This is a genomic window from Polaribacter sp., from assembly GCF_024639685.1.
In the GTDB taxonomy this organism is placed as follows: domain Bacteria; phylum Bacteroidota; class Bacteroidia; order Flavobacteriales; family Flavobacteriaceae; genus Polaribacter.
Genome location: NZ_JAHEHX010000020.1, coordinates 74,091 through 88,443, shown reverse-complemented (window position 1 = coordinate 88,443; position 14,353 = coordinate 74,091). Strand labels below are relative to the sequence as shown.

The 14,353-nt window shown below is 32.0% G+C and carries 8 protein-coding genes and 1 tRNA gene; 6 read left to right on the top strand and 3 right to left on the bottom strand.

All coding sequences use genetic code 11. From position 1 onward, the window contains the following. Positions 1–21 precede the first annotated feature (21 nt). Both Q0L44_RS09255 and Q0L44_RS09250 read left to right on the top strand, forming a co-directional pair. Positions 22–1,557 carry a sugar porter family MFS transporter gene (locus Q0L44_RS09255; RefSeq protein ID WP_296637779.1) on the top strand — a complete coding sequence of 512 codons (1,536 nt, stop codon included), beginning with the start codon at positions 22–24 and terminating at the stop codon, positions 1,555–1,557. A gap of 159 nt (positions 1,558–1,716) precedes the next feature. Beyond that, complete coding sequence (locus Q0L44_RS09250; protein ID WP_296637778.1) at positions 1,717–1,875, top strand: hypothetical protein; 159 nt, start codon at positions 1,717–1,719, stop codon at positions 1,873–1,875. Between the two features lie 121 nt (positions 1,876–1,996). On the opposite strand, the gene Q0L44_RS09245 is transcribed toward Q0L44_RS09250, so the two are convergent. Together Q0L44_RS09245 and Q0L44_RS09240 are read right to left on the bottom strand one after the other, a co-directional pair. After that, complete coding sequence (locus tag Q0L44_RS09245; protein WP_296637776.1) at positions 1,997–2,161, bottom strand: hypothetical protein; 165 nt, start codon at positions 2,159–2,161, stop codon at positions 1,997–1,999. 560 nt (positions 2,162–2,721) lie between these two features. Next, complete coding sequence (locus Q0L44_RS09240; protein WP_296637773.1) at positions 2,722–6,594, bottom strand: immunoglobulin-like domain-containing protein; 3,873 nt, start codon at positions 6,592–6,594, stop codon at positions 2,722–2,724. A gap of 568 nt (positions 6,595–7,162) precedes the next feature. Between Q0L44_RS09240 and Q0L44_RS09235 the strand changes: the two genes are divergently transcribed. Further along, positions 7,163–7,534, top strand: coding sequence for a hypothetical protein (locus tag Q0L44_RS09235; protein WP_296637769.1), 372 nt, complete (start codon positions 7,163–7,165; stop codon positions 7,532–7,534). Between the two features lie 37 nt (positions 7,535–7,571). On the opposite strand, the gene Q0L44_RS09230 is transcribed toward Q0L44_RS09235, so the two are convergent. Next, positions 7,572–7,648, bottom strand: a tRNA-Asn gene (locus tag Q0L44_RS09230). Between the two features lie 183 nt (positions 7,649–7,831). Between Q0L44_RS09230 and Q0L44_RS09225 the strand changes: the two genes are divergently transcribed. The 3 genes from Q0L44_RS09225 to Q0L44_RS09215 all read left to right on the top strand — a co-directional run bounded on the left by Q0L44_RS09225 (position 7,832) and on the right by Q0L44_RS09215 (position 14,348). Next, entirely contained in the window at positions 7,832–10,561 is a 2,730-nt protein-coding gene (locus Q0L44_RS09225; protein WP_296637767.1) for a 2-oxoglutarate dehydrogenase E1 component, read from the top strand. Positions 10,562–10,594: 33 nt separating this feature from the next. Next, positions 10,595–11,806: a 2-oxoglutarate dehydrogenase complex dihydrolipoyllysine-residue succinyltransferase gene (odhB, locus tag Q0L44_RS09220; RefSeq protein ID WP_296637766.1), complete on the top strand. Its 1,212-nt coding sequence runs from the start codon at positions 10,595–10,597 to the stop codon at positions 11,804–11,806. Positions 11,807–11,948: 142 nt separating this feature from the next. Next, on the top strand, positions 11,949–14,348 hold the full coding sequence (locus tag Q0L44_RS09215; protein WP_296637765.1) for a helix-turn-helix domain-containing protein: 2,400 nt from the start codon (positions 11,949–11,951) through the stop codon (positions 14,346–14,348). The last annotated feature ends 5 nt before the right edge of the window (positions 14,349–14,353 follow it).

Sequence of the window (14,353 nt, the reverse complement as noted above, 5' to 3'; positions counted from 1 at the left end):
AAGAAATTTTTCTAAATAATTATGAATAAAAAAATAATAGTAATTTCTTTTGTAATATCACTTGGAGGGTTTCTTTTTGGCTTTGATGCTGGTATAATTTCTGGTGTTATGTTTTTTGTTGGGCCAGAGTTTAACTTAAGTGAAATACAGTCTGGTTGGGTAGTGAGTTCTCCCTCATTTGCAGCTATGGTTGCCATGTTTTTTTCAGGAAGGTTAAGTGATAAGTATGGAAGAAAAAAAGTATTGCTCATTGTTGCTTTTTTGTATGCAGTGTCTTCTATTTTGTCAGCGCTTGCCACCTCTTATGAATCTCTATATTTAGCAAGAATTGTTGGGGGACTTGCTTTTGGAGCAGCTTTAGTAATTGCACCTATTTATATTGCAGAAATATCTTCAGCAAAAAATAGAGGCAAGTTAGTCTCGTTGCAACAGCTAAATATTGTTTTCGGTTTTTTTACTGCTTTTTTAAGTAACTATTTATTCAACAAGTACAATAGTTTAGAAGTAACTTTTCTTACAGATACTTCTGTTTGGAGGTATATGTTAGGAGTTGAGTTATTCCCTGCTCTTTTGTATTTTTCACTTTTATTTTTTATTCCAGAAAGTCCAAGATGGCTCTTTGCAAAAAAAAACTTTTTAAAAGCAAAAAAAGTATTTATCCAAATTTACGGAGAGGTGCATGGTAATAAAGAAATAGAAGTTTTAGAAAAAAACACAAATTATAAAAAAAATAAAATAAAAGTAAGTTTTAAAGACCTCTTAAAACCATCCCTTAGGTTTGTTTTTTTAGTTGGTATTGTAATAGGTATTCTTCAGCAGATTACAGGTATAAACGCAGTTTATTTTTATGCAACTTCTATTTTTAAGCAAACAGGAATTAGTACAGATGCTGCATTTTCTTCAGGAGTATTATTAAGTACAACCTCTGTAATTTTTACTTTTGCAGCTATTTATTTAATAGATAAAATTGGTAGAAGGCCTTTATTACTTGTTGGTTCTGCTGGTATAACAATTAGTTTATTTTTATGTTCTTATGGTTTTGGACATGCAACATATAATTTAACTTCAGAACAAATTTCTCATTTAGAATTTTCAAATTCAGACAAGCTGTCATCACTTGCAAATAAAACTTTTAAAAACGATTTCGATTTTAAGAAAGAGATTAAAAGTAAAATAGGTTTAAAAAGTTTCATTAAAAATGAAGCAATAATCTTAGAAACAGCAACTACAGTAAATGCCCCTTTAATTTTAGGTGGAATTTTAGGGTTTATTGCTTGTTTTGCATTTTCTTTAGGACCAGTAATGTGGGTATTATTATCAGAGCTTTATCCAATAAAATATAAAGGTTTTATAATTGGTATAATTGCTTTTATGAACTCATTAATAAGTTCAGTAGTGCAATTAATATTTCCATGGGAATTAGCTAATCTTGGTAATGCAATTACATTTTTAATATTTGCTGTTATTTCTTTAATCGGCTTTATTGCGCTATTTAAAATATTACCAGAAACAAAGGGTAAATCTCTAGAGGACATTGAGTTAGAGTTTGTAAAGTAACTTAAAAAAGATGTAATAAAAAATCCTTATCTAAATAGATAAAGCTTTTTTGCCCCCTTATTATTCAAAGTTGCAGCACAATTTCTTCTTTTAAGACCTCATCGTGAGATAAGAGAACTTACTTGGTCTGACTTTTCTGATGACCTTAAATACATTCATTTGTCTGGTAGTAGAAACAAATCTGGAAGGAATAGAATTGTTCCAGTTCCTACTTATGTTAGAGAACTACTTGTAAAAGGAGAACCTCATCATAATATCTTTTCTGGAAGACAACAAGCATTAAATCAAGTACAACAGCAAGTTTCAATCAAACGTTGAAATAGAACTGTATTAGAATAATATATCACAAAATCAAATTATCATCACAATCATTATCAATCCATTTGGTAACATAGTTAGTTACTGCTTTAGGGTTGTTAATTAGATGATAATCAAATGCTTAAATATTTCCTAGAGCTATTCTTGTTTCTTTATAACTCAGATCCCTATTGGTTTCAATAAGCATATGTACATGCTTATTAGTCCAATCTCCCTTATCTCTTTCGACTACATAAAAGACTTTATCCACTTTATTGTTTTCTAGTAATCTATAACTCCAATTCATTGATGTAGATATGTTAATTTTGTAAGGAGTTCTTGCCGTAAGGAATTATTTCCAATTGAATTGTTCGTTTAAAAACTTCGCATACTGTTGTGTTAATATACTCATAATCTATTTATTTAAGACAAATACAAGGGTTAAGGCACATTATTTATAGCCTCTGTTATTTTGTAGTAAAATTATACTAAATAGTAATATATTATTTTGGTGTTTGGAGAGAAGAAAAAGAAAAGAGGGATTTGAAAAGGGATTCAAATAAAAAAAGCAGCTACATAAATCTATGTAACTGCTTTGTTTTAAAGCTCCCCCTATTATTCAAAGTTGCAGCATAACTTCTTCTTTTGACGATCCACTCACCTTAGACGATATCCATTTCTCCTTCCCCCATAATACTTAAGTAACGAGTGTAATCTTCCTTTAATTTTGAAGGAAGTGAATCAATTACCCCATCGTAATTTACCTTGAATCAAAGTCGTATGCAGAGAATATATAACTCATTTGTAGGCAACCCCAACTACATTGTAAGTAATGAATTATTAAAATTACACATGAAAATTAAAAGTCTATTTTTTGATCAACTTAAAAGATTCTGTTTTATTAATAACCAACAAATAAAATCCATTAGGAAGAGATTTAGCATTTATTTGTACGTCTTTATTATTAGGGGTATCAAAATATACTTTTCTACCCAAAATATCGTATAATAAAATAGAGTTTATTATCGTCTTTGTTTTTATATGCCAGCTAGTTGATGTTGGATTAGGAAAGATACTGAGTTTAATTTCATCGTTATCAACTATCGATAAGCTCACCACTACATTCACAGTTCTGGTTACTTCAACAGCAGCATTACTATTTGTATCACTTACGTTATAGGTTACTGTATATTGTCCAACAACATCAGTATCTACTGGATTTACAGTTACAATACTAGAGGTGATGTCTCCATCATAATTATCCGAAGCGGTTGCACCTTGATCTGTGTATGTACTTCCTACTTCAATATCAACTGTTGCATCTCCTGCTAAAGTAATTACTGGAACCGTAGTGTCAACAACGTTCACCGTTCGAGTTACTGAATCAGCAGCATTGCCATTAGCATCACTAACATTATAGGTAACTGTGTAAGTACCTATTGTACTAGTATCAACACTCCCAGTGACAACTATAGAACTGGTAAGATCGTCATCTCCTGCATCTAGTGCAGTAGCGCCTGGGTCGGTAAAAGTACTGCCGACCTCAATAGTCATTGGATTGTCTCCAACCAAGGTTATTACTGGAACCATAGTATCCGAAAAATTAAGAGTAAGCCTTAGAATTTTATCATCACTATTTTCTATTATTTCTAATCTGTAAGGATTTGAATTCCCTTCTATCTTGATATTTTTAAATAAATCTTGATGATCGGATGCAATGTCAATATTCGAAACAATTATATCAAACTCCTTATTTGCATTTACTATGTCATAATTAACAAGAACAATTAAATCTCCATCAATTTTAATTGAATTTGTAGAATATGTAATATCATAATCTTCATTTTCATTCAACTCAAATACAGTAACCCCATCAGAAGGAAATATAAAGTCTTGACGTATTACGGATGATCCGTTTCTAATATAAGGATAATCAATTTCACCTGACTCACCGATATCTTTGTGACTGGTCAAAATTTCATCATACCATTGCGAGTATTTAGGATTAAGAATAAGTTCATAATATCCATTATATTCAGGTAAATGTGGTCTTAGAAGATTATTTGATGATATGTTTTCTCTTTCAACAAACTCCTGATTTGGGATTAAGTAAAAAGATTTTCTGCCACGATCCCCCTCCTTATCTGAAATATCGTAAATTCCTCTGGTAGTAAAAATAGTTTCATTATCATTTATGTCATCATACAATCCGGGGATATTATCCATTAATGTTTGAACGGATTTGATATGATCATAACTCCAATCAAGTTTACTTGTCGGTATATCTGCACTCTCAGCTTTTATGAATAAGGTGTCTAGCTCATCAAGATTGGCCCCAGCATTTGAAGGTACACCGGCGGTAAGTGAAAAATCGCCATTATTCGGATCCATAAATGGAGGGCTTTCAAGATGCTCGGCCACCCCTTCAAGTACTATAGTTGGGTTACCTTTGGGTCTGATATCTCCTCCATAAGCGAAATTGTTTTCAATGGTTACATTGGTCGATCCATATGCATCTTCTAGCTCAATTGCTCTAAGAGGACGCACACCATCATCACTTCTATCTCTTGTATGTGCTATATTGTTTTTAAAAACAAACCCCGGAAAGTCATCTGCATATCGTGCCGGAGTTTTATCTCGATCGGTAAAAGCATCTGCATATTCTTCATCTGTATAAATACTATTATTTGATATAGTTAAATTAACAGTACTTTTAAATACCATTGCATCTATTGTGGTAAAAGCAATAAGATTGTTGTGTATTCTAGCTTTCATTCCAAGTTCATGATCTGGGGTTTCGTTAATCGCTATGGGTTTCCCTTCATCTATTACCATGTTATAGTAACCTTTAGCTTCAACCCAAGAATATATTCTTTGGTAGACATTGAAAATTAAATTATTCCTGATATCCCATCTAAATTTATTAGGATCATCATCATCATCAAAACTACCATACCATTGTTCTCTGGAAATTCCAACTCCACCTGTTAGAGATGTAAGACCTATTTCTGATACAATATTATTACTTACTGTAACATACCTACCGTCTTTTATATTAACTGCTTTCTGCCAAAAGTTTCTAAAAATATTATTATCAATTCTAATATCAACTCCTTCAAAAATATTTATCGCAGTAGCGCAACCTCTAATATTTGATTTGAAGTCATCTGTTTGAAACCAAACATGTTCCGCTAATAATGAATAATGATCTTTTTTATCTGCTCTTCCTTCAAAATGAAGATTCTGTATCGTTATATTCCTTGGAAAATTATCAAGTTGTGGGTTAGAAGTATTTTCATCTCTAAAAATAATCCCTGTTAAGCGATTCCATAACAACACTACTTCTTTATTTGGTTCCCCTTCAATAATTAATTCCCTTATAGACTGTGTAGTTATGGTCTGTGTAGTTTCCACATAATGTATTCCTTCTACAATATAGATTGAATTTCGTTTGGCATTTGCAGCTTCCTCGACAGCTACATCAATATTTCTGTAGGGTAAATCCCTAGTTCCGTCAGCAGTATCATCATCACCATTGGTGGGATCTACGTAAAACGGTGACAAATATTCAATTGCTCCGATATCAGGACTACTATCTCTTACAACCCCATAATAATCGTGCGTGCTAATCGTTTGATCGTTGTTTACTTGATTAACAGATGGAGACTCTAATTTTAGACTAAAATTATGGTTTTCTGAATCTAAGAATAGTGGATCTGTTTCGATAAACCCGGTCACCATTGAATTTGTAGAAGTATTTCTGATTACACCTGTACTCCCTGAGTTATTAAATACAATATTCGAATCTAAAGTTAAATTCGTAACGGGTTCAGCTAAAATACCTAAAGCCCATTTGTTCGGTTTAGAATAAGATATATTACCCAATATTTTTACATTATCAGACGAATTAACTCCAATTCCTCCTGGGTCACCATGATTAGTTGTTCCATTATCGAATACTGTATTATGCTCTATTACTACATCATTTGTATGATGACATACGATTCCACTTGCACCATTTTTGTATGATAAATTATTAGCAATCAACATTTCTCCATGAGTATAACTGTCTTTGTTTCTAGTCAGAAAGATGCCTTTGCCTTCATCAATTTCAAAATGAACAAAAGTTTCGGTCGGATTCCAAGATATAAGTCTATTCTCATTTTGATAAACTTCATTTTGAGTAATAATTATTTTAGTTCCAGAATAGGTATCTCCTAATGGTCTTACCTCTGCTTCAATAACAGTTATCGCTCCTTCGCTTTGTGTAGTCCAAAAGGTGTTGTTATAAACTTTGTTGCTCGTAATAGTTAAGTAATCAGAATTTTTAGCTCTAATCGCCATAGAGGGCACATTTCTTATTGTATTCCCTATTAATTCGATATGATGAGATGTATTAGCAACTAATGCTATCCCATTATACTTAATAGGTTTAATGATTGTTTCATCTGAAGTAGCGGGTTGATTTATTGATGTTCCAATAATAGATGGATCCGTTATATCGATTCCCATTTCTGCTTCTAAATCATGGATTACACCATTGGTATCTTTGTAAAGTCCCCAAGCATCTTCTGCTTCGTTTTGGGTAATATTATCAGCTACGCCATCAAAAATGAAATTCTCAATTTTTATATAAGATGAATTTTGAATTAAAAATCCATAAATACCATCAAACTCAATAATAACTTCTTCGTTTTGATAAGGCTTAAAGGTTATATAGCTTGCCGAACTACCATTCATATTTTGTAACTCAACTACCGACGCTCCTGTCCAGATGTCATTGTCACCAAAGTCAGAATTATGATATGTCCCGGTCCTAACAAAAACGGTGTCTCCCGGGCTGGCAGTACTACCCGCATGTTCAATTGTCCTATAAGGATTCGCTATAGTGCCCTGTCCTGAAACATCGTTACCGGTTGTGCTAACAAATATTTCTTGAGCATATACAGAATTACACAAGTTTAAAACAAATAAAAGAAGTATGCAAGCAAAAATATTTTTCATATTGAAGATTTTAAAATAAAAAGACATTAAACTTTATTTATGAAATATTTAAATATATGAAGGTTTTTTTAACCAAGCACAAAACCTACATTTGATGGTAATTTATGGTATTTCTTTAATACGGTTCATAGTTACTAAAATAGTGGTTATAATATAACTAAAAAAAATCTCATTTTTCGATTTTTTTTTAACTAAATCTTCTGCCAAATAGCACAATTGACATAATGGTAATCATACCAGCAGTCGAGTTGTCAAAATTTTGGAGAAACTACTACAGGTGTAAAACTGATTTTCTTTCAAAAAATTGAAAAAATTACGAAAAAATCCGGAGCGACAAACCAACTTGCAAAACTCATTTCTTGATGGAGATATCACATCTTCCGATTACAATGAAATGAAGAGTAGAATCGAGTCTGAGTTAAGTGATAAACAGGTTAAGTTGGAACGGTTGAAGTCCACGAAGAGTCCATTTAAAGTGTATTTGAATAAAACTCTCCCAATGATTGAAAACCTAAGTCATTATTGGGATAAGGCAGATGGAAAAACCAAAAAGAAGATTCTTGGTTGCATCTTTACTGAAAAATTCGAAAATTTTGATTTTGAGAGTTGCAACAACATTTTCACTCCAGAGATTAAGTCTATTATGTTGGCCAGCAAAGTTTTAAAAAGTAATTAAAATAAAAAAGAGGTCAAAAATGACCTCTTGTCTAATATGGCTCCCCCTCTTGGACTCGAACCAAGGACCCTCTGATTAACAGTCAGATGCTCTAACCAACTGAGCTAAGGAGGAGTTTGCTTCACAAAATTGTGATTAGCGAGTGCAAATATATATTATTTTAGAATATCGCCAAATACTTTTTTTGTTTTTTTTACATATTTTTAGTTACATATATTCATAAATTAATTATGCGTTGTTTCTAAAAATTGTATTTTTGTCTTCATTAGTAGCTTAAAAAAAAGCAGAGACAATTCTATGGACAAATTTTCGTTCTTAAACGCAGCACATACAGGCTTTATAGCAGATTTATACGATCAGTATTTAACACATCCAGATTCGGTTGAACCTAGTTGGAGAAGCTTCTTTCAAGGTTACGACCTCGCAAATGAAAATTACTCGTTAACAGATGAAGAAGTTTCTACAGAAATTCCTCAAGAAGTTAAAAAAGAATTCTTGGTTGTAGACCTAATTAACGGTTATAGAACAAGAGGTCACTTATTCACTAAAACAAACCCAGTAAGAGATAGAAGAAAATACGAGCCAACATTAGCTATTGAAAACTTTGGTTTATCGAGTCAAGATTTAGACAAAGAATTTTCTGCAGGTGAAATTTTAGGGATTGGAAAAGTAAAGTTATCCACAATTATTGGCCATTTAAAAAGTATTTACTGCGATTCTATTGGAGTGGAATACATGTACATGCGTAATCCTGAAAAGTTAAAATGGTGGCAAAATCGCTTAAACGATAATTACAATCAACCAAAATACACTCAGGATGCAAAAAAATATATCTTATCTAAATTAAATCAAGCAGTAACTTTCGAAAGTTTTTTACAAACAAAGTATGTAGGTCAAAAACGTTTTTCATTAGAAGGTGGTGAAACATTAATTCCTGGAATTAGTGTAATGCTTAGAGATGCTGCAGAAAAATACGGAGTTAAAGAATGTGTTTTAGGTATGGCTCACAGAGGGCGTTTAAATACTTTAGTAAACATCTTTAAAAAACCTGTAAGAGATTTATTTAGTGAGTTTGAAGGTAAAGATTTCGAAGACCAAGATATAGATGGTGATGTAAAATATCACTTAGGTTTAACATTAAGTAAAACCTACAGAGATGGTAACGAAATTAAAATGAATTTAGTTCCAAATCCATCTCACTTAGAAACTGTAGCAGCTGTTGCACAAGGTATTACTAGAGCTAAAATCGATAGAAAATATGATGGAGATTCTAGCAAAATTTTACCAATTGTAATTCATGGAGATGCAGCAATTGCTGGGCAAGGTATTGCTTATGAAATTGTTCAAATGGCAAAATTAAATGGTTATAAAACTGGTGGTACCATTCACATTGTTGTAAACAATCAAATTGGTTTTACTACAAACTATTTAGATGCACGTTCAAGCACATACTGTACAGATGTTGCTAAAGTTACTTTATCACCTGTTTTACACGTAAATGCAGATGATACAGAAGCTGTTTGTCATGCAATGGAAATGGCGCTTCAGTTTAGAATGAAGTTTAAAACAGATATTTTTATTGATTTATTAGGGTATCGTAAATACGGACATAACGAAGGTGACGAACCTCGTTTTACACAACCTAAATTGTATAAGGCAATATCTAAACATAAAAATCCAAAAGAAATTTATGCAGAAAAATTATTACAAGAAGGCTCTATAGATTCATCATATGTAAAAGAAATTACAGCTGAATTTAAAGGAATGTTAGAAAGAGAGTTTGATAATTCTAAGCAAGACGAAAATTCGAAAGTAAAAGAATTTATGGAGTCTACTTGGGAAGGTTTTGAGCGTCAAAATCAAGATGCCATGCTAGAAACTCTAGATACTAAATATTCTGTTGACAATTTAAAACACATTGCAAAAGTAGTCTCTACAGTGCCTGAAGGTGCTAATTTTGTAAGAAAAGCAGAGCGTATTTTACAAGGTAGAGCTAAAATGGGTTTTGAAACCAATCAATTAGATTGGGGTATGGCTGAAAATTTAGCCTACGGTTCTTTAATGGAAGAAGGCTTTAATGTTCGTATTTCTGGGCAAGATGTAGAAAGAGGAACATTCTCTCATAGACATGCTGTTTTAAGAAATGAAAAAACAGAAGAACGTGTTAATTTATTAAACACAAATCCAAACAATAAAGGCGAAATGACGATTTATAATTCGTTATTATCCGAGTACGGTGTGTTGGGTTTTGATTATGGTTATGCAATGGCAAATCCAAATACGTTAACTATTTGGGAAGCGCAGTTTGGAGATTTTTCTAATGGTGCACAAATCATGTTCGATCAATATATTTCTGCGGCAGAAGATAAATGGAAAGTTCAAAACGGTATTGTAGTTTTATTACCACATGGTTATGAAGGGCAAGGTTCAGAACATTCATCTGCAAGAATAGAACGTTATTTACAATTGTGTGCAGAAGATAATATGACAGTTGCAAACTGTACAACTCCTGCAAACTTTTTTCACTTATTGAGACGTCAAATGAAACGTGAGTACAGAAAACCTTTAATTGTTTTTACACCTAAAAGCTTGTTAAGACATGTAAAAGCAGTAAATACTATAGAAGATTTAGCTACGGGTGAATTCCAAGAAGTAATAGATGACACTATAAACCCAGACAAAGTGAAGAAATTAGTTTTCTGTATGGGTAAATTCTATTATGATTTGTTAGCGGAAAGAGAAGAAAACAAAAGAGATGATGTTGCCTTGGTTAGAATAGAGCAATTGTTTCCTTTACACAAAGAAAAAATTCAGCAAGTAATAGATAGATATCCAAATATTGAAGATTATATTTGGGCACAAGAGGAACCAAGAAATATGGGTGCATGGAGTTACATGTTACAAAGGTTTGAGTTAAAAAACTTATCTGTTCGTTCTCGTAAGTATTATGCAGTACCTGCTGCAGGGTCTAGTACACGTTTCAAAAAAAGGCATAAAGCTGTAATAGACAGTGTTTTTAATAGTTAATAAAAGATTTAGAATAAATATAAAAAAGAAACCATGAGTGTTTTAGAAATGAAAGTTCCTTCTCCAGGAGAATCAATCACAGAAGTAGAAATTGCAACTTGGTTAGTTGAAGATGGAGATTATGTTGAAAAAGATCAACCCATTGCAGAAGTAGATTCAGACAAAGCAACGTTAGAACTACCTGCAGAAGAAAGCGGAATAATCACTTTAAAAGCAGAAGAAGGTGATGCAGTTGCTGTTGGAGATGTGGTTTGTCTTATAGATACAAGTGCTACAAAACCAGAAGGAGATAGTCCTGTAAAGGAAGAAGCTCCAAAAGAAGCTTCTCAAAAAGTAGAAGAACCAGCTTCAAAAGAGACAACTTATGCAACTGGTACAGCTTCTCCTGCAGCAAAGAAAGTGTTAGCAGAAAAAGGAATTGCTGCATCAGCAATAAAAGGTACTGGTAAAGATGGTAGAATAACTAAAGAAGACGCTGTAAATGCAGTACCTTCTATGGGGTCTCAACCAGCAAATGGAACTCGTGGAACTGAGCGTAAGAAAATGTCTATGTTACGTAGAAAAGTTGCAGAACGTTTGGTAGCTGTAAAAAGCGAAACGGCAATGTTAACGACATTTAACGAAGTAAATATGCAGCCAATTTTCGATTTACGATCTCAATATAAAGAAGATTTTAAAGCAAAACATGGTGTTGGTTTAGGGTTTATGTCTTTCTTTACTTTAGCCGTTGTTAGAGCTCTAAAAATGTATCCAGATGTAAACTCTATGATAGACGGTGACTTCCAAGTAAAACACAATTTTCAAGATATTTCTATCGCAGTTTCTGGGCCTAAAGGATTAATGGTACCTGTTATTAGAAATGCTGAAGATTTATCGTTTAGAGGAGTAGAAAGTGAAGTAAAACGTTTGGCTATTAGAGCTAGAGATGGTCAGATAACTGTAGATGAAATGACAGGTGGTACTTTTACAATTACAAACGGAGGTGTATTTGGTTCTATGTTATCAACGCCAATCATAAACCCTCCTCAAAGTGGAATTTTAGGAATGCATAATATTGTAAATAGACCTATGGCTGTAAACGGATCTGTAGTAATTCAACCAATTATGTATGTAGCTCTTTCTTACGATCATAGAATCATTGATGGTCGTGAATCTGTAGGTTTTTTAGTTGCTGTAAAAGAAGCATTAGAAAACCCAATAGAATTATTGATGGATAACAATCCAACAAAAGCATTAGAAATGTAACTCAGAAACTGAGTAGACAAATTAAAAAATCCTGAGCTTTTGCTCAGGATTTTTTAATGTAATAATGTTTTTTAAAAACTATTCTATATTCAATTATCTTTTTTATAATATTGGTTTGATTATCTTGCATCAAAAAGCTAAAATGCCCACAAACCCTGAATTAGAACTTGCCTTAAGTTTTATCGAAAAAACCGATAGAAACCTATTCATTACAGGTAAAGCAGGTACGGGTAAAACTACTTTTTTACATCAAATTAAAAACGAATCTTTAAAAAGATTGGTAATTGTTGCACCTACAGGAGTTGCAGCTATAAATGCAAAAGGGGTTACCATTCATTCTTTTTTTCAAATGCCTTTTGGGCCAATTCTACCCAATCAAACCCAAAACAATCAACAGCGTAGATTTTCAAAAACAAAAATTGATATTATTAAATCTTTAGATTTAGTAATTATTGATGAAATTTCTATGGTTAGAGCAGATTTGTTAGATGGTATAGACCAAGTGATGCGTAGATACAAAAACAGAAATAAGGTTTTTGGTGGAGCACAAGTTTTAATGATTGGAGATTTACAGCAACTTTCTCCTGTAGTTAAACCTAATGAATGGAGTTTATTGCAACAATATTACAGTACTGTATACTTTTTTAGTTCAAAAGCATTTCAAGAAGCCAATGTAGTTTCTATTGAATTAAAACATATTTATCGTCAGAAAAACGAAGATTTTATTACCATTCTTAACGAAATTAGAAACGATAATTTATCAGACAAATCTGCAAAAATTTTAAATGAAAGATATAACCCTAAGTTTTCACCAAATGCAGATGATAACTACATAACACTAACTACTCATAATAGAAGAGCCAATACAATTAACGAATCCGAGCTGAATAAACTTAAAAATAAAACCCATTATTTTGATGCTGAAGTTTCTGGAAAATTCAATGAAAATTCTTTTCCAAATGATGAAAAATTAGCACTTAAAGTTGGTGCTCAAGTAATGTTTATTAAAAATGATTCATCACCAGAAAAAAGATATTTTAATGGTAAAATAGGTATAGTTACAGATATTTCTAGAGATAGTGTAACTGTGCAATGCCCAAATGAAATTGATGAAATTGTAACTGAAAGAGAAAAATGGGACAATGTAAATTACTCAATAAACGATGAAACTAAAGAGATAAAAGAAGACGTAATTGGGTCTTTTTCACAAATTCCTTTACGTTTGGCTTGGGCAATCACCATTCACAAAAGTCAGGGTTTAACCTTTGATAAAGCTATAATTGATGCAGAAGCCTCATTTGCACATGGGCAAATATATGTGGCTTTAAGTAGATGTACTTCTTTAGAAGGTTTGGTCTTAAAAACACCAATAACTAGCAATGCAATTATTAACGATCAAACTGTAAGTCAGTTTAATGAAAGTGTAGAAGAAAATCATCCTGATGAAGCAGATTTAGTAGCTTCAGAAAAAGATTTTCAGTTAAATTTAATGGCAGAACTGTTTGATTATCATAAGTTCTTGTATCCAATTTCTAGGCTATTAGATATTTTCTACAAAAACCAAACAAGTATAAAAGGTGATGTTATTGATCATCTACAAACTATAAAAGACGATGGAGTTGTTGCTTTAATGAAAGTTGCTAACGGATTTAAAAATCAACTAAATACTTTAGCAGAAAACAGTGTTTTGCCAGAAAATAGCTCTCCAATTCAAGAACGATTTTTAAAAGGTGTGGATTATTTTCTAAATACAACTACCAACAATATTCAAAAACCCATAGATGCCATTCAGTTTTCTTCAGATAATAAGGCTATAAAAAAAGACTTTTCTAAACAGTTTGATGCTTTACAAGAACTTTTAGAAGAAAAGATATTTGCACTACAAAAAATGAAAGTTGGTTTTAAGGTTCAAGAATATCTGCAAGTAAGAGCCAATGCTGTTTTACAAAAAACTGAACCTAAAAAGAAGAAGAAATTAAGCTCTAAAAGAGATCCTATTTTGGCTTTAAAATTACGGGAGTTAAGAGATGATATTTCTAAAGCAGCCAAAATTCCACACTTTCAAATTTTTACACAAGAAACTTTGTATGCCATTTGTGATGCTTTACCAAGATCTGAAAAAGAGTTGCTAAAAATCTTAGGAATGGGCAAAATTAGAGTTCAAAAATATGGTGAAGAAATTTTAGAGGTAATAGAAGAGTATTGTTTAGAAAACGGAATTAATAAGTTTAATGAACAAAAAAAGGAAGATAAAAAATCTACCAAACAAATTACTTTTGAGCTGTTTAAATCTGGACTATCAATTAAAGAAATTGCAAAAGAACGCAGTTTAACAGTTGGTACAATAGAAAGTTATTTAGCAAGTTTTATTCCTTCTGGAGAGGTAGATGTTTTAGAGTTAATTGAATTAAAACGCTACAAGAAAATTATAAATGAAATTGAAGAGGTTGAGTTTAAAAACCTTACAGAATTAAAAGAGAAAGTAGATAAGTCTTTTACGTTTATGGAGTTAAGGATGGTATTGCTTTCTATGGAGTCTTAAAGCTA

Bases quoted from the DNA above. Each gene is read 5' to 3' on its own strand.
- Q0L44_RS09255 (WP_296637779.1), top strand. From the start codon at position 22: ATGAATAAAAAAATAATAGTAATTTCTTTTGTAATATCACTTGGAGGG.
- Q0L44_RS09245 (WP_296637776.1), bottom strand. From the start codon at position 2,161: ATGAATTGGAGTTATAGATTACTAGAAAACAATAAAGTGGATAAAGTC.
- Q0L44_RS09240 (WP_296637773.1), bottom strand. From the start codon at position 6,594: ATGAATGGTAGTTCGGCAAGCTATATAACCTTTAAGCCTTATCAAAAC.
- Q0L44_RS09225 (WP_296637767.1), top strand. From the start codon at position 7,832: ATGGACAAATTTTCGTTCTTAAACGCAGCACATACAGGCTTTATAGCA.
- odhB (WP_296637766.1), top strand. From the start codon at position 10,595: ATGAGTGTTTTAGAAATGAAAGTTCCTTCTCCAGGAGAATCAATCACA.
- Q0L44_RS09215 (WP_296637765.1), top strand. From the start codon at position 11,949: ATGCCCACAAACCCTGAATTAGAACTTGCCTTAAGTTTTATCGAAAAA.